A 15,734-nucleotide genomic window follows, 5' to 3' on the forward strand; every position below is an offset into this window, starting at 1 on the left:
ACGCGTGGACCCGCACGGTCTAACCCCGCGCCGCAATTTCCTTCTTCCACCCTTCGATGATCTTCGCCGCAAGCGCGTTGTAATCGCCGTCGAAATGGTGGCTGCCGTTGGTCTTCACGAGATCGATGCCGGTGTTCGCGAGCGCCGGGCACAGCGTGTCCTTTTCGTCCTCGCCGTACACGCACTGCACGATCGACGGCGGCACTTTCGCGAGTTCCGGGCGCACCTTGAGCGCCTTGTCGCTCGCGGGCATGCCGAGCCAGCCCGTCACGCGGATCTGGAAATCGGCGTCCGGCGCGAAGCCGAGCAGCGACATGTACGACACCTTCGCGCGCAGCGCGTCGGGCAGACGGTTGTAGGCGAACGGCATCACATCCGCGCCGAACGAGTAGCCCACGAGCGCGATGTGCTTCGCGTGCCAGCGCGACGCGTAGGTGTTGAGCACGCGCGCGAGATCGTGGCTCGTCTGTGCAGGCGGCTTCTCGCTCCAGAAATAACGCAGCGCATCCCAGCCGACCACCGAAATACCCTGCTTTTGCAGCGCTTCCGCGATGGTCTTGTCGAGATCGCGCCAGCCGCCGTCGCCGGAAATCACCACCGCGAGCATGTCGGTCGGATGCGCGGCGGGCAGCTCGATCAGCGGCAGATCGGAGACGTCCTCTTCGCTTTCCGTCTGCGCGCGCAGATGCGGTGCGGTCAAAGTCGCGAGCTTGTCGGCATCGGAAAGATTCGCGGCGAACACGCGTGGCGCGGCGCCGTTCGATGCGGGCGCAACTTTCTCGCCGTTCGCCTGCGAGGCGGTCACGCCTTGCTCGAAGAAGCCGGGCAGACCCTTGCCGCGCGAAAGCGTCGGATCGGCGGGGCAAGGCGCGAAGCGCGCGTCGAGCGGTTTCGTCGACGGATCGAGCGACACCGCGCCCGCCATCGTGTTCGCGGGCGACTGCGAGAGCATGCGTTGCGCGATGAGCGCGCCGGTGCCGCTGCCGATCGCGATCGGCGCGAAATACTCGTTCGATCCCTGCTGGCGTTCGAGCTGATGGCTCAGCGCTTCGGCATCGCTGTAGAGCTTGTGGCAGGTCTCGTTCTTGATGGCGCCGAGGTTCGACGCGTAGCGCGCCGTGTCCACGCCCACGACCAGCGCGCCGTGCTGCGCGAGCGCGTCGGCGCGCGTCTGGTCGGCGGCGTTCCAGTGTTCGCCCGCCGAGAACAGCACAGCGAAGCCGCGAATCGCGCCATCGGGTCTGGTCATCGCCACTTCGCCGTAGCGGCCGCCCGAGACGTGTTCGATGGCGTTTTTTTCAGCACTATTGGCGGCTTTGGCCGTCGACGTGGAAAGCGTGGAAGCCGTGGAAGCGAACGCGCCATGCGACGCGCCGGCGACGAGCAGGACGGCGCCCGCCGCCGCGCGAAGCGTGCGCGGCAGCGTGGAAAAACAATGCATCATGAACGCCAGCCTCCTGCCAGCAGCGATAGATCCGCAAGGGTGATGAACACGCTGATCGAGCCCGAAGCGGCCAGATAGCGCGGTTCCCAGCGCGGCGCGAACTTGTTCTTGAAGCCGCGCAGCCCACGGAAGTTGTAGAACTTGCCGCCGAAGCGCCAGATCAGCCCGGCAAGGCGATGCCACGACGACGCGAGCGGCGTCGGGCCCATGCCGGAAAGCGGCGCCATGCCGAGCGAGAGCGACTGAAACCCGGCGGCCTTGAGATGCAGCGCGAGCTGCGTGAAGAGATATTCCATCGCGTAGGGCGACGCGCCCGGCAGATGGCGCATGACGCCGACCGTCGCGTCGGTGTTCAGGTCGGTCGTCATGAAGGTGACGAAGGCGAGCGGCTCGCCGTTCTGACGCACCAGCAGCACGTGCTGGGCGGCGAGGTAATCGTCGTCGAATGCGGCCACCGAGAAGCTCTTTTCACGCGCTTCGCGGTCTTCGAGCCACGCGTCGGAAATCGCGCGCAGCGTCGGCAGCGTGTCGGGCATCTGCGACGGATCGATGTGATCGAAGGTGAAGCCGTCGCGCTCGCCGCGCTTGAGCGCGTAGCGCAGATGCGCGCGCTGCGGACCCTTGAGGTCGAATTCCTGCAGCATCACGCGCGCTTCCTCGCCGAGCTTCATCAGCGTGAGGCCGGCGTCGAGGTAGAGCGGCAGGGCGTCGGCGCGCACCTGATAGAACGCGGCGCGGCCGCCGTGCGCGTGCGCGAGCGAGACGAATTCGCGGATCAGCGCGGGCCATTCGTCGCGCGGTCCGACCGGATCGTGCAGCGCGGCCCACGTGCGGCCGCGCTTGGCGTACATGAGGAACGCGCTGCGCGACTGCGAGAACAGGAAGCTCTTGTCGCCCATCAGCGCGAGGCCGGCGTCGCTGCGTTCCTGCGCGCGCACGATGCGCGCGGCTTCGATCAGGTCTTCGCTCGCGGGCATCACGAAACGCCCGGCCGCCGGACGCAGCAATTGCCACGACGCCAGCGCGGCGGCGAACACGCCCGCGCCGAGCGTGGCGCGCAGCGCACGCGGCGCGCGTTCGTCGAAAGCGAATTGCCACCAGAGATGCTGCGAATAATCGACGTCGCGGAACGCGAACAGCAGCACCCACACGGCCAGCGCGATCACGCAGCCGACCGAGGCGAGCCACGCGGGCGTGAAGCGCTCGGTGAACAGCGACGAATGGCGATTGAAGCGGCGGCGCGTGGCGAGCAGCAGCGCGATCAGCACGCACAGCACGCCCGCTTCGACGAACGCGAGGCCCTTCATCAGCGAAAGCGCGAGGTTGGCGACGGCCAGCATGAGCGCGAGCCACCACGCGGCGTCGAGGCGGCGCAGCAGGCCGCGCGCGACGAACAGCAGCAGCACGCCGAACAGGCTGCCGAGCATCTGCGAGCTTTCGAGCACCCAGAGCGGCAGCACGGTTTGCAGCAGCGCGATGCGCTTGGCGAACGCGGGCGTCGCGCCGGAGATCACGAGCATGCTGCCCGTGACGAAGGTGACGATGGCGAGGAACAGCGGGGCGAGTTGCGAGACGCCGTCCGCGCCGCGTTTCGCGATCGTCGTGCTGAGCGGGTTCGTGAGCGCGCGGCCTTCGAACACGGCGAGCAGCGCGGCCGAAAGCGCGAGCGGCGCGCCGAAATAGATCGCGCGGTAGGCGAGCAGCGCGGCGAAGACCTTCGAGCCGGGCACGCTGGAACCGAGCGCGAATACCATCGCGGCCTCGAATACGCCGATGCCGCCGGGCGTATGGCCGATCAGGCCGAGCAGCATCGCGGCGGTGTAGACGGTCAGGAAATCGGCGAAATCGATGTGCGTGTGCGGCATCACCGACCAGAGCGCGAGACCGGCGCCCACCACGTCGAGCGCGGCGAGCAGCAGTTGCGCGACGAGGTCGCGGCGCGCGGGCACCGAGAAGCGCGCCCAGTCACGCTTGAGCGGATTGATTTCGCGCGCCGTGGCGGGGCAGGCCGCGATCATCGCGGCGCCGAGCGCGAGGACCGCGCCGCCGATGCCGCGCAGCGCGTCGGGCGAGAGATGGAGCAGGCCGGAGAGCGTCGGCGCCGCGCAGACCATGCCGAGCGCGGCCATCAGCGCGAGGGCGAGCGCGAGCGTGACGCTCGTGAACACGGTCATGCGGCCGATCTGCGCCGGCGTGACGCCCGAGCCGCCGTAGACGCGGCAGCGCACCGCGCCGCCCGTGAGCGCGCCGAAGCCGGTCACGTTGCCGAGCGCCGAGCCGGCGATCGCGCCGACCCAGAGCGGGCCGCGCGGCACCTTCATGCCGAGATAGCGCAAGCCGATGGCGTCGCGTCCGACGAGCGCGACGAAACTCAGCGCGGTCGCGCCCAGCGCGCCGATCCACTGGAATGCGCTCAACTGCCAGAGCTGGCGGATCACCGAGCGGTAATCGACGGATCGCGACAGATGCTGGAACACGACCAGCAGCAGCGCGCAGATGCCAAGCGCGAGCGCCGGCGCGACGAAGCGCTGCAGGCGCAGGGCGCGAGCGCGGCGGCGCATCGCCACGAGGGCGGCGCGCGCGATGCGCGAAGGGGGTGATTGAAGCATGGATCGGTCTGGCGAGTCTGCGATGGCGCCAATGCGCCGTGGGCGGCGTCCCCGGGGACGGCATCGCGTTCTGGTCGTCACGTTCTTCCGGTGCCGGCGCCGCTCGATCGCGTCGCGCAGTAATCAGAGCCGGGACGGCGAGCCAAAACGTAAACGTTCGGTAAATGACTGGTAATCCAGAAAACGCGCTGGGCGGCCTGACGGTTGACTAAGTGGATAAAGAATCCCGGAAAGTGAACGATCGGGCAGCTGATCGGCGGGCGTCCGAAACCGCGTTTTCGGCGCCTTCGGCGGTTAAATGGGCCGTTAAACGTTTGTTAATGACCGGCGCGCCGGATTGCGGATTTCGCAAAAGCGGGGCATGAGACGATAGCATCGATTCAAAGCGGATCACGGCGGAAAAAACCTCGTTTAACCCGACAGGACGAACACGCCGGCAGCCCTGCTGCGCAAGGCATCGGCGAAAATGGGGCGCGCCATTGTTTCATCGCGCGACAGAATGATTTACGGCAGCACGCGACCATTTCTGAATCCGCTGTGACCCCGCTGTGACCAATTGGATACACGCTTTTTAAATCTTTTACTTCCCCTCGCCGTGGAGTTAGTCTGAATACCTCGGGCGACGTATGACTGCGATTTGACCGTGCGAGGAGAATGACGTGAACAGACTAGCCTTGACTTCGCTTTCGCTCGCCGCGCTCGGTGCAGCCGGCATCGCGCAGGCTCAGACCAGTGTCACGCTGTACGGCACCATCGACACGTCGATCACCTACGTCAACCACGCCAACGGCAGCAACAGTCTCTGGTCGCTCGGCAACAGCAGCTTCGGCAATCTGTCGGGCTCGCGCTGGGGCCTGAAGGGCGCCGAAGATCTGGGCGGCGGCCTCAAGGCGATCTTCCAGTTGGAAAACGGCTTCAATCCGTCGACCGGTCAGTCGGGGCAGGGCGGCCGCATGTTTGGACGCCAGGCGTACGTGGGCCTGACCGCCGAGCAATACGGTTCGCTCACGCTCGGGCGTCAGTACGATCCGCTCATCGACCTCGTGCAGGGCATCACGGCCGACAACTACTTCGGCTCGGCCTTCGCCACGCCCGGCGACGTCGACAATTACGACAACAGCTTCCGCGTCAACAACGCCGTCAAATACACCACGCCGGTGTGGAACGGCTTGCAGGCCGCCGCGATGTATTCGTTCGGCGGCATCGCGGGATCGACCGGTTCCGAGCAGTCGTATTCGGCGGCGGTCGCCTACAACAACGGCCCGATCGCCGTCGCCGGCGGCTACTTCTACGCGGCCAACAGCCAGGCCGGACTGGGCATCCGCACCGACGGCTGGACCAGTACCTCGGACGGCACCTTCGACGGGCCGGTCAATTCCGGGTATGTGAGCGCACACTCACTTTCTATCGCGCGGGCGGCGGCGCAGTATTCGGCGGGTCTCTTCACGTTCGGGCTCGGCTACAGCAACGCGCAGTACGCGTCGGATGCGAGTTCGGTGTTTCGCGACACGGAGAAGTACAACACCGGCCAGGGTTTCGTGAATTACCAGCTCAACCCGGCGCTGCTGCTCGGGCTCGGCTACACCTATACGCACGCGAGCGGCGACACGAACGCGAACTACCATCAGGTGTCGATCGGCGCGGATTACAGCCTGTCGAAGCGCACCGATCTCTATATGACCGCGGCCTGGCAGCACGCGAGCGGCGAGCAGGGCGATGGTTCGGGCGGCTCGATGCCGGCGGAAGCGTCGATCGGCTCGTATGGCTACAACGGCACGTCGTCGCAGACGATGGTGAACTTTGGCTTGCGGCACAAGTTCTGAGGCAAGCACTTTTTAGCGCGTTTCGAGACCTGCGCCGGGCGTCCGTTTTCATGGACGCCCGGCGTTTTGCTTTTTCTCTTGTATGTTGTCGGCCACGCCTGCCGGCTTTCACGTCGCGCCGCTAACGCGCGCGCCGCAAGATCCGCAAGACCCGCAGGTCGAGCCACGCCGCGAGACGTTCGACGGCCACGCTGGCAAAACTCGGTTGCCGCCAGGCGCTCGTGAGCGTCACGCGTGCGAGTGGGCGGCGCGTGGCGGCGTCGGGCGTGTGGTCGGTGCCGTTGATGTCATCGGCGCTCAGCCACAGACGTTCGCCGCGATGCACGCGCAGCATGTCGCCGGGATTCAGCCAATGATCGTAGGGAGAGCGTGCGCGCGTGAGCCAGATGCGCGCGCCGTAGACGCGCAACGTGCCGTCGGCGCTGACGCGCCAGGTGAGCGTGGTCGCACGCGGTACGGCGAAGTGAATCGACAGCGCGGGCAAGGCGACATCGTGTGCGGCAAAGTCTGCACCGAAATCCGCGCCAAAAGCGGGAACGGCGCTGCACACGCCGGGCTGCTGTGAAGCTTCATCCATCGTCATCTCCAGAGTGGGAGCCGACCGACGGGGCGCTTTCTTCTGCCCTTGCTGCTTGTTCGATGCTCACAAAACAAGAAGCCCCGTCGATGCCGGCGGGGCTTTGTGATTTGCGTAAGACGGACTGCCTGTATTACCCGTTCGCACACACTCCCCGTGACTCGCCAGTATTCGGCGTGTGCCACGGATGATTCATCGCGGTCGTGAGGGTGAGGGGACGCATGTGCATGAACCGAGTGTGCGGGGGCGAGCCGTGTGGTGTCAACAGAATTCGCTGCGAGGCGAGGCGCCGGACGTGAGCGCTGACTGCGCTGAATACGCTTGTTTGCGCTCGCTTACGCTCGACCGATCTGGCGCGGGAGACAACGGCGAGCGGAGGCGAGATCCGTTTCATCTGCCCCCTTGCCGCTGACGGGCATTTCCTCCAGGATGGGTTGTTTTCTCATCGGAACTACCGGAATTACCGGAACTACTAGCGGGACCATTGGGGCCATCGGGACCCGCCGCGCGAATGGGCCGCCTTGCCGGGCGGACGATTCGCCAACGTGCCACCGTCGCCGTTGCAGAAAGGTCACATTAGAACAGATCCTCTCTGATATACCACATACAGAATATTGCTTTTTGTCGCGACGCAGCATATGATTCAGTCATTCGATGACTCAATCTTGCGGAGCTTCAAATGGATCTCGTCTCTCTTGCACTCTTTGCGACGGCAGTTGTGGCCTTGGGTGCCGCCGCTACGGTTATGATCGCGAAATGGCTGCCGCAATCGGCCATCGAGCAGGCCGCACAGCACGGCCGCTTCGTCGGTCTGGGCGAGGCGCCGCGCGCGCAGCCCGCACGTTCGGTCCGCCCGCTGGTTCGTCCGCAGGTCGGTAAAGAGGCAATGAATGTCGTCAGAACACACTGAAGCAGTCGCCACCCGGGACGCCGCGCCGCTCACGCTGGCGCTGCAGCCCATCAACGCCACGCTAAGCCTGCGCGATCAGGCTTATGCGATGCTGCGCCAGGCTATCGCCGACGCCGATATCTATCAGACGCGCGAGGAAATCCGCCTCGACGAACGCGTGCTGAGCGAAACGCTCGGCGTCAGCCGCACGCCCGTGCGCGAAGCCATGACGCTGCTCGAACAGGAAGGCTTCCTGCGTATGGTGCCGCGTCGCGGCATCTATATCGTGCGCAAGAGCAAGCGCGAGATCGTCGAGATGATCCAGATGTGGGCCGCGCTCGAGAGCATGGCCGCGCGCCTCGCCACGCTGCACGCCACCGACGAGGAAATCGCGAAGCTGCGCCATATGTTCGACAGCTTCCGCGACAGCACGCCCGCCGAGCACATTGCGGAATATTCGGACGCCAACATCGCCTTCCACCAGGCGATCGTCGAGCTTTCGAAGTCGCAGATCATCCTCGATACGATCAAGAACATCTTCGTGCATGTGCGCGCGATCCGTCGCATGACCATCTCGCAGAGCGATCGCGCGTCGCGCTCGATCGTCGATCATCTGCGCATCATCGAAGCGCTGGAGCAGCGCGATACCGAACTGGCGGAACGGCTCACGCGCCAGCATTCGCTGGATCTCGCCGCTTACGTCGAAAAGCATTGCGACTTTCTCGATTGAGCGCGTGACAGGGCGCGTTATGCGCTGACGGGACACAAAAACGGGAGACCCGCGGGTCTCCCGTTTTCATTTGCACGCAGCGCGCTCACGCGCTCTGTGCTCGGAGCGGATGAGACGGCGCTGGCGGAAACTTTATGCGCATCAAGGCCGGCGGCGGGCGGTGCGAGCCGCCCGAACGCGCTTGCCCAATCGGCAAACTCCAAGCGCAGTAAGCGTTCCACGCACTCGGACGCCTCTCCATTTTCCACACGCGATCTGAAATATTTGCCCTCGTTCGCTCGGGGTTTTCCCGTTCGTGCGCTGCAGCAAACGCCCGCCGATTCCCTCAACGCCTTATTCCACAAGCTTTTCCGCCCACTTTTCGACGCGCTGTGCCGGATAAATCCCCTCTTGCTTCGTTGTGATATATCACATACCGTATTGTTCAAGGACGCGGCTCGCATCGCAATCAGCCAGCGATGAACGCAACATCCGGCGACCGCCCCGGCGCCTTTGCAACCTGACGATTTCGAACTCTCGCCCGGCCACGATTAAACAAGGAGACATGACATGGGCAAGGCACTGGATGGTGTGCGCATTCTCGACTTCACGCATGTGCAGTCGGGCCCGACCTGCACGCAACTGCTCGCCTGGTTTGGCGCCGACGTGATCAAGATCGAGCGCGCTGGCGCCGGCGACATCACGCGTGAACAGTTGCGCGATATCCCCGACGCGGACAGCCTCTATTTCACGATGCTGAACAGCAACAAGCGCTCGCTCACGCTCGACACGAAGAACCCGGAAGGCAAGCGCGTGCTCGAACGGCTGATTCGCGAATGCGACGTGCTCGTCGAGAACTTCGCGCCCGGCGCGCTCGATCGCATGGGCTTTAGCTGGGAGCATATTCAGTCGCTCAATCCGCGCATGATTCTCGCGTCGGTGAAGGGCTTCGGCGCGGGGCCGTACGAGGACTGCAAGGTCTACGAGAACGTCGCGCAGTGCGTCGGCGGCGCGGCCTCGACCACGGGCTTCGACGATGGTCCGCCGGTCGTGTCCGGCGCGCAGATCGGCGATAGCGGTACGGGTCTGCATCTCGCGCTCGGCATCGTCACGGCGCTGTTTCAGCGCACGCACAGCGGACGCGGCCAGAAGGTGCTCGCCGCGATGCAGGACGGCGTGCTCAACCTCTGCCGCGTGAAGCTGCGCGATCAGCAGCGCCTCGATCGCACCGGTGTGATGAAGGAGTATCCGCAATATCCGAACGCCGGTTTCGGCGATGCGGTGCCGCGCGCGGGCAACGCGTCGGGCGGCGGTCAGCCGGGCTGGATTCTGAAGTGCAAGGGCTGGGAAACCGATCCGAACGCGTACATCTATTTCATCGCGCAGGCGCCGGTGTGGGACCGCATCTGCAAGCTGATCGGCCGCGAGGAATGGATCGACGATCCGCGCTACGCCACGCCGAATGCGCGCCTGCCGCATCTGAAGGAGATCTTCGCGGAGATCGAGCACTGGACCATGCATCGCAGCAAGTTCGAAGCGATGGCCGCGCTCAATCGCCACGACATTCCGTGCGGCCCGATTCTCTCGATGAAGGAAATCGCCGCCGACGAATCGCTGCGCGCGAGCGGCACGATCGTGGAGGTCGAGCATCCGGTGCGCGGGACCTATCTCACGGTCGGCAATCCGATCAAGCTCTCGGACAGCCCGACGAACGTGACGCGTTCGCCGCTGCTCGGCGAGCACACCGATGAAGTGCTCGCGGAATTCGGCTACAGCGAAACCGAGATCCACTCGCTGCGCGCGGCAGGCGCGCTCTGAGCGGCGAAGCGTGCACATGCACACATGACACGATGGAGCAAAGCATGGATACATGGATGCGCTTGATGGCCAACGACGGCAGTATCGTGTTTGGCCGCGTCGAAAACGGTTATCTGCACGAATACGAAGGACTCGATCAACCGGTGCCCACGGGCGCGGTGCTGTCGTTGCGTGCGCTCACGCCGCTCGCGCCTTGCGCGCCAGGCAAGGTCGTCGCACTGTGGAATAACTTTCACGCGCTTGCGTTGAAGCTGGAAAAGCCGGTGCCCGAGCATCCGCTTTTCCTGATCAAGCCGGCGAGTTCGGTGATCGGTTCGGGCGATGCGATTCGCCGTCCTGCTCACTATGCGGGCAAGATCGTGTTCGAAGGCGAACTGGGCATCGTGATCGGCAAGCGTTGTCGCGATGCGAGTCTCGAAGAAGCCGAGGCGTCGATCTTCGGTTACACGATCGTGAACGACGTCACCGCTGCGGGCCTGCTCGCCGAGAATCCGCACTTCCCGCAATGGTGTCGCGCGAAGGGTTTCGATACGTTCTGTTGTTTGGGGCCGGCGATCGTGTCGGGTTTCGACTGGCGCAGCGCGCGCGTGGTGACGCGGCTAGACGGCGTGGAGCGGCAGAATTATCCGCTCGACGACATGGTGTTTTCGCCCGCGCAGCAAGTGAGCCTGATTTCGCAGGATCTCACGCTCGAACCGGGCGACGTGATTGCGTGCGGCACGTCGCTGGGCGTGGGCTCGATCGGTGAGGGCGCAACGGTCGAGGTGACGATCGAAGGGATTGGCGCGCTCGTCAACGCGCTGGGCGTGCCCGTGCGCGATCGGGCCGATGCGGCGCAATCCGCAAACGAACGCGAGAAACCCGCTGTGGTGTGGTAATAGCGACGACGCGTGCGGCCACGCCGCCGACGCGCGAGGAGGAGACATGCCGGAGCAACTGGCGGGCGAGATGGCGTGGCTGGGCGGCGGCGTGCTGTTCGCCTGGCTCGTCTGTGCACTGGCGCAACTGGCCGCGCTCGCGCCCGCATGGGCGCGGCGCGAGCCTGCGCGCGCGAAGCCGCGATGCCGTCGTGCGCAAGACGAAGTCAGCAAACCTGCGCGTCACGCGGCCTTCGCTATTGCGTTCGCGCTGCTGTTGACGATTCCGCCCGGTGTGCTGGCGGCATCGCTCATGCATGGCGCGGCGGCGGTGGCTGTCGTCGAGGCGGGCGTGATGGCGGGACTGTGGCTCGGCGCGCGCCACGATTTGACGAAGCGCGCGCGCGTGGCCGGCGTGGCGGGATGCTTGCTCGGCGCGAGCGCGATGGTCGCGGCGTTCGCGAGTTGTCTGCTGTGGCCCGCGCAAAACGTTGTCGAACGCGTCACGCTCTATGCGGGCGCGACGTTCGGCGCGCTGCTGTTCGGCGCAGCCGCGTGTGCCTGGTCGCTGAGCGCTCGGGGTAAAGCGATCAGGCGTTGGCGTGCGCGTGCGCCGGCTCGAAACAGCGACGTGATTCTGCACGCCGCGGCGATCGTGCTCTGTGCGGCGCTCGGCTATGGCTTCGCGATTGAGCGGATTGGCGCGTCGGCGGAATTCGGCGCGTCGGTGCTCGTGGGCGCGTGCGTGTTATGCGCCGCGCTGGGCGTGCGTCTGATGGGCGGCGCGCGACGGCGCTCACCGCACGCGCGTCAACACGCGCTGTTCGCGCCACCCGCTCCACCTACACATTACGCGCGGTTCGCAGGCGTCCCCGACGAATGGCTCGTCGCCGCCTTCGACAGCAACGCGAGCGATGCCGCGTATTTCGATACGTGGAGCGCCGACTATGCAACGCCGCCCGAATGGGCGCGCGCCGCGCAGCACGCTTCGCAGCATATGCCGCGTCGGCGGCGTAGTCGTCATCGCGCGCTCAGGCAACGCCAGGGGCCGCATTGATTCAAGCGAGTTGAAGGCGGCGTTCATTCATCGCCATTCTGCGCATTCACGCCTTCGATCACGCGAATCATTCAGCGCAATCAATAGATTCGCGCCGATCTATCTATCCTTACTTATGGAAAGTCGATTCGGAGACGCGTGTAATGTTTTCGATAAGTTGCGCGCCTTCTTCCATCAGGAAGCGTTTGAAGGCCAGCGCGACGGGCGGCAGGCGCTTGTTCTTGCGATGCACCACATACCAGTTGAGCATGACCGGAAAGCCCTCCACGTCGAGCACGACGAGGTGGCCGACCTGCAATTCGAGGCTGATCGTATGCGCCGATAGAAACGCGATCCCCATGCCGGCGATCACGGCCTGCTTGATGGTTTCCGTGCTCTGGATTTCCATCGCGATCTTGAGGTTGGTGATCTTGCCCGCGAAGCCTTCTTCCATCGAATTCCATGTATCCGAGCCGCGCTCGCGCACGATGAAGGCCTCGTTGGCGAGCGTGCTGAGCTTGATGCTGCGCTTGTGCGCGAGCGGGTGCGAGGGCGCGGCGACGATCACATAGGGATGCGGCGCGAAGGGCTCGTTGATGGCGTCGGTGGTATGCGGCGGACGCACCATGACCGCGAGATCGGTCTGATTGCTCGAGAGCTGATGCAGCAATTGCTCGCGGTTGTGCACCGAGAGATTGAGCGTGACGCCTTTGTAGCGGCGCGTGAATTCGGCGAGCAGACGCGGAAAGAAGTAGTCGCCCGCGCTGATCACGGCCACGTTGAGCTTGCCGCCGGAGACGCCCTTCAACTGGCTCATCGCCTCGTCGACTTCATGGAACTGCTGAATGATCGCGCGGCTGTAGTGCAGCATCTCGGTGCCCGCGGGCGTGAGATAGATCTTCTTGCCGAGCTGCTCGAAGAGCGGCAGACCCGCGTGCTCTTCGAGCTGGCGGACCTGCGTGGAAACGGCCGGCTGCGTGAGATGCAGCTCTTCCGCGGCGCGCGAAAAACTGAGGTGGCGTGCGACGGTTTCGAACACCTTGAGCTGGCGCAGCGTGGCATTTCTCATGGTCATGGCCGATCCATAAAGGATGGTGAATCAACATAATAACAAACTTTAATTGTGACTAATCGAACAATCACCCTAGCATGAGTTGAAAGGAGTCCGAATGCCAATGGAACGGTGTGCGGGTTAACGCGTAAAAACGCGAAAAAGTGCCTTTTAAAGCGGGAAAACCCGTAGTTGGTGGCTTCTGTATCGGCGTATTCAGGCAATTCATGGAATTGTCGAATGAAAGGGAATTCACGAATTTCCATTCGATTTTTCGTGTGCTGTTTCGAATGGAATTCAGAAAGAAAGCAGGGAAGAATTAAAACGATAAGTAAATATCTATGCAGGCCGGCGAAAGTACCGGCATCCATGAATGGATAGCGGAGACAAGCGAGATGAATGCAATCAGTCAGAGGAGCGAGGGCGGTCCGTTCTGGACGAACCGCTGGTTTCAACTGGTGGTGGGCATGCTATGCATGGCACTCGTCGCCAATCTGCAGTACGCGTGGACGTTGTTCGTCGCGCCAATGAATGCGCGTCACCACTGGGGGGAAGCGTCCATTCAGCTGGCGTTCTCCATTTTCATCCTGACTGAAACCTGGCTCGTGCCGATCGAAGGCTGGCTGGTCGACAAGTTCGGCCCGCGTCCGGTCGTGATGGTCGGCGCGGTCTGCGCGGGCCTCGCCTGGGTGCTCAACTCGTACGCGAGCACGCTGCCGATGCTGTATGTCTCCTCGGTGATCGCGGGCATCGGCGCGGGCGGCGTGTACGGCACCTGCGTCGGCAACGCGCTCAAGCTGTTCCCGGATCGCCGCGGTCTCGCGGCGGGCCTGACGGCGGCGGGCTTCGGCGCGGGCGCGGCGGTGACGGTGATCCCGATCGCCAACATGATCACGCGCTCGGGCTACGAGCACACGTTCTTCTTCTTCGGCATCCTGCAGGGCGTATCGATTCTGCTGCTCGCGCTCGTGCTCGTGAAGCCTGTGACGCGCGCCGGCGCCGCGGCGGGCCGACGTCTCGTCACGCGTGTCGACTACACGCCGGGGCAGATGGTCCGGCAGCCGGTGTTCTGGCTCATCTACGTCTCGTTCGTGGCGGTGGCGGCGGGCGGCCTGATGGCCACGGCGCAGATCGGACCGATCGCGAAGGACTGGGGCCTCGCGCGCATTCCGATGACCGTGTTCGGCGCGACGCTGCCGCTGCTCACGCTCACGCTGTCGATCGATAACATCTGCAACGGCTTCACGCGTCCGTTGTGCGGCTTCATCTCCGACAAGATCGGCCGCGAAAACACGATGTTCATCATCTTCACGGGCGAAGGGCTCGCGCTGCTCGGCATGATGCAGTACGGCACGAACCCGTATGCGTTCATGACGTTCGCCGCGCTCATCTTCCTGTTCTGGGGCGAGATCTTCTCGATCTTCCCGGCGATCTGCGCCGACACCTTCGGCAGCAAGTACGCCGCGGCCAATGCGGGCACGCTCTACACCGCGAAGGGCACGGCCGCACTGCTGGTGCCGGTGGCCTCGGTGCTCTCGGCGACGGGCGGCTGGAGCGCGGTGTTCATCGCCTCGGCGGTCATCACGATCGCGGCCGGTGTGAGCGCCAAGTTCATCCTCGCGCCGATGCGCCATCGTCTGATCGAGCAGAGCGACGAGCACTCCGCCACGCTCGCGACGAATCCCGCCGGGCTGCAAAGCTGGCCCAACCGCAGCGGCGAATGACGAACGGGCGGCACGATGTCGATGAACGTATCGCTTCAGCAACTCAAGGTGTTCGTCGCCGTGGCGCGCGCGCGCAGCTTCACGCGCGCCGCGCGCGAATTCGGGCTCACGCAGTCGGCGGTCAGCCGCTGCGTGCGCGAGCTCGAAGAAGCGGTCGATCTCAAGCTGTTCGATCGCACCACGCGTCAGGTTGAACTCACGGTCGCCGGCAGCGGGTTCGAGCGGCGCATCGGGCGTCTGCTCGACGAGATCGACATGGCGCTTTCCGAAGGCCGCGACGCGCATCAGGCCCATAGCGGCGTGGTGCTCGTCGCGAGCAATCCCGTGCTTTCCTCGGGCTGGGTGCCCGCCGCGATGGCGCGCTGCGCCGCGGCCTTTCCCGCGCTCACGCTGCAATTGCAGGACCTGCCGCAAGCTGCCGTGTTGCAGGCCGTCGAGCAGGGCGAGGCCGATTTCGGCGTGATCGCCGATTGCGTGCCGTTCGCAAGCGGCAATCTCGACGTGCAGCCGCTCAGCGCGACGCCGCTGTGCGCCGTGCTGCCCGCGCAGCATCCGCTCGCCTTGCAGGGCGCGTTGCGCTGGGACGATCTCGCGCGCGAGCCGCTCGTCACGCTCAATCGCGATGCGGGCTGCCGCGCGGCCGTTATGCGCGCGCTCGAAGGTTTGCGTCCCGAGGGCCGTCCGTTGCAGGAGTTCGCGCATGTGGCGGGCGTGGCGCGCATGGCGCAGCTCGGCATGGGGATCGGCGTGCTGCCGGTGTGCGGCGACGATGGCCGCGATGGACGCGTAACGGGCGATGCCGCGGGACTTTCATCGAGCGCCGCGTGTCACTGGCCCGCGCCGCCGGGACCGCTCGTCACGCGCGTGCTGCATCCGGTCGTGCAGGTGAGCACGATGCTCGTGCGGCGGCGCAATCGTTCGCTGCGTCCGTGCGCGCAGGCCGCGTGGTCGCAGTTCGTGAGCGATGGCCGTACGACGGCATCGGATGTCGTGTCGAATTCAAGCGACGCGCTGGCCGACAATCGCGCCGCTCGCGCGCGCAGCAACGACGCCAGCGAATCCCGGCGGGGTGCCGCGCTGTTCGAAAGCGCATTGCGCGCCTCGCGCGAGCAGGCGCGCGTGGAGTGATCCTCGCTGGCGCTGTCTGCGTCGCTGTCTGAGTTTCGCACCTTCGCACACTTTCCTGCATCGGCAACA

13 protein-coding genes are annotated in these 15,734 nt (G+C 64.9%); 8 read left to right on the forward strand and 5 right to left on the reverse strand.

The window, feature by feature from the left end; genetic code table 11:
- Positions 1 to 19: 19 nt before the first annotated feature.
- Both SB764_RS07290 and mprF read right to left on the reverse strand, forming a co-directional pair.
- A complete protein-coding gene (locus tag SB764_RS07290) occupies positions 20 to 1,444 on the reverse strand; it encodes a virulence factor family protein (RefSeq protein ID WP_260400149.1) in 1,425 nt (474 codons plus the stop codon).
- Positions 1,441 to 4,005 (reverse strand): bifunctional lysylphosphatidylglycerol flippase/synthetase MprF, encoded by a 2,565-nt coding sequence (gene mprF, locus SB764_RS07295; RefSeq protein WP_321904288.1) that lies wholly within the window; start codon positions 4,003 to 4,005, stop codon positions 1,441 to 1,443. Before mprF ends, SB764_RS07290 begins: the two co-directional genes overlap by 4 nt.
- A 707-nt stretch (positions 4,006 to 4,712) precedes the next feature.
- On the opposite strand from mprF, the gene SB764_RS07300 reads away from it, so the two are divergent.
- Positions 4,713 to 5,876, forward strand: a complete 1,164-nt coding sequence (locus SB764_RS07300) for a porin (RefSeq protein WP_065057596.1) — start codon at positions 4,713 to 4,715, stop codon at positions 5,874 to 5,876.
- A 121-nt stretch (positions 5,877 to 5,997) separates the two neighbouring features.
- Here the strand turns inward: SB764_RS07300 and SB764_RS07305 are convergent, their stop codons facing one another.
- Positions 5,998 to 6,453: a DUF2917 domain-containing protein gene (locus tag SB764_RS07305; protein WP_176079667.1), complete on the reverse strand. Its 456-nt coding sequence runs from the start codon at positions 6,451 to 6,453 to the stop codon at positions 5,998 to 6,000.
- Positions 6,454 to 7,132: 679 nt separating this feature from the next.
- Here SB764_RS07305 and SB764_RS07310 point away from each other — a divergent pair.
- The 5 genes from SB764_RS07310 to SB764_RS07330 all read left to right on the forward strand — a co-directional run bounded on the left by SB764_RS07310 (position 7,133) and on the right by SB764_RS07330 (position 11,783).
- Complete coding sequence (locus tag SB764_RS07310; protein ID WP_065057598.1) at positions 7,133 to 7,363, forward strand: hypothetical protein; 231 nt, start codon at positions 7,133 to 7,135, stop codon at positions 7,361 to 7,363.
- A complete protein-coding gene (locus SB764_RS07315) occupies positions 7,344 to 8,072 on the forward strand; it encodes a GntR family transcriptional regulator (protein ID WP_065057599.1) in 729 nt (242 codons plus the stop codon). Before SB764_RS07310 ends, SB764_RS07315 begins: the two co-directional genes overlap by 20 nt.
- Positions 8,073 to 8,621: 549 nt before the next feature.
- Positions 8,622 to 9,869 (forward strand): formyl-CoA transferase, encoded by a 1,248-nt coding sequence (gene frc / locus SB764_RS07320; RefSeq protein ID WP_065057600.1) that lies wholly within the window; start codon positions 8,622 to 8,624, stop codon positions 9,867 to 9,869.
- A 44-nt stretch (positions 9,870 to 9,913) separates the two neighbouring features.
- Positions 9,914 to 10,747 carry a fumarylacetoacetate hydrolase family protein gene (locus SB764_RS07325; protein WP_110326030.1) on the forward strand — a complete coding sequence of 278 codons (834 nt, stop codon included), beginning with the start codon at positions 9,914 to 9,916 and terminating at the stop codon, positions 10,745 to 10,747.
- 46 nt (positions 10,748 to 10,793) lie between these two features.
- Complete coding sequence (locus SB764_RS07330; RefSeq protein WP_065057601.1) at positions 10,794 to 11,783, forward strand: hypothetical protein; 990 nt, start codon at positions 10,794 to 10,796, stop codon at positions 11,781 to 11,783.
- Positions 11,784 to 11,892: 109 nt separating this feature from the next.
- Here SB764_RS07330 and SB764_RS07335 read toward each other — a convergent pair whose 3' ends face one another.
- Positions 11,893 to 12,837, reverse strand: coding sequence for a LysR family transcriptional regulator (locus SB764_RS07335; RefSeq protein WP_065057602.1), 945 nt, complete (start codon positions 12,835 to 12,837; stop codon positions 11,893 to 11,895).
- Positions 12,834 to 13,079, reverse strand: a complete 246-nt coding sequence (locus SB764_RS07340) for a hypothetical protein (protein ID WP_410863080.1) — start codon at positions 13,077 to 13,079, stop codon at positions 12,834 to 12,836. Before SB764_RS07340 ends, SB764_RS07335 begins: the two co-directional genes overlap by 4 nt.
- A gap of 129 nt (positions 13,080 to 13,208) precedes the next feature.
- Between SB764_RS07340 and oxlT the strand changes: the two genes are divergently transcribed.
- Together oxlT and SB764_RS07350 are read left to right on the forward strand one after the other, a co-directional pair.
- Positions 13,209 to 14,537: an oxalate/formate MFS antiporter gene (gene oxlT / locus SB764_RS07345; RefSeq protein ID WP_065057603.1), complete on the forward strand. Its 1,329-nt coding sequence runs from the start codon at positions 13,209 to 13,211 to the stop codon at positions 14,535 to 14,537.
- Positions 14,538 to 14,558: 21 nt separating this feature from the next.
- A complete protein-coding gene (locus SB764_RS07350) occupies positions 14,559 to 15,665 on the forward strand; it encodes a LysR family transcriptional regulator (protein ID WP_110326032.1) in 1,107 nt (368 codons plus the stop codon).
- Positions 15,666 to 15,734: the final 69 nt, after the last annotated feature.

Source organism: Paraburkholderia sp. SIMBA_027, from assembly GCF_046535315.1.
GTDB lineage: Bacteria > Pseudomonadota > Gammaproteobacteria > Burkholderiales > Burkholderiaceae > Paraburkholderia > Paraburkholderia tropica.

Bases quoted from the DNA above. Each gene is read 5' to 3' on its own strand.
- SB764_RS07350 (WP_110326032.1), top strand. From the start codon at position 14,559: ATGAACGTATCGCTTCAGCAACTCAAGGTGTTCGTCGCCGTGGCGCGC.
- SB764_RS07325 (WP_110326030.1), top strand. From the start codon at position 9,914: ATGGATACATGGATGCGCTTGATGGCCAACGACGGCAGTATCGTGTTT.
- frc (WP_065057600.1), top strand. From the start codon at position 8,622: ATGGGCAAGGCACTGGATGGTGTGCGCATTCTCGACTTCACGCATGTG.
- mprF (WP_321904288.1), bottom strand. From the start codon at position 4,005: ATGCGCCGCCGCGCTCGCGCCCTGCGCCTGCAGCGCTTCGTCGCGCCG.
- oxlT (WP_065057603.1), top strand. From the start codon at position 13,209: ATGAATGCAATCAGTCAGAGGAGCGAGGGCGGTCCGTTCTGGACGAAC.
- SB764_RS07340 (WP_410863080.1), bottom strand. From the start codon at position 13,079: ATGGAAATTCGTGAATTCCCTTTCATTCGACAATTCCATGAATTGCCT.
- SB764_RS07330 (WP_065057601.1), top strand. From the start codon at position 10,794: ATGCCGGAGCAACTGGCGGGCGAGATGGCGTGGCTGGGCGGCGGCGTG.
- SB764_RS07315 (WP_065057599.1), top strand. From the start codon at position 7,344: ATGTCGTCAGAACACACTGAAGCAGTCGCCACCCGGGACGCCGCGCCG.
- SB764_RS07310 (WP_065057598.1), top strand. From the start codon at position 7,133: ATGGATCTCGTCTCTCTTGCACTCTTTGCGACGGCAGTTGTGGCCTTG.
- SB764_RS07335 (WP_065057602.1), bottom strand. From the start codon at position 12,837: ATGACCATGAGAAATGCCACGCTGCGCCAGCTCAAGGTGTTCGAAACC.
- SB764_RS07290 (WP_260400149.1), bottom strand. From the start codon at position 1,444: ATGATGCATTGTTTTTCCACGCTGCCGCGCACGCTTCGCGCGGCGGCG.
- SB764_RS07305 (WP_176079667.1), bottom strand. From the start codon at position 6,453: ATGGATGAAGCTTCACAGCAGCCCGGCGTGTGCAGCGCCGTTCCCGCT.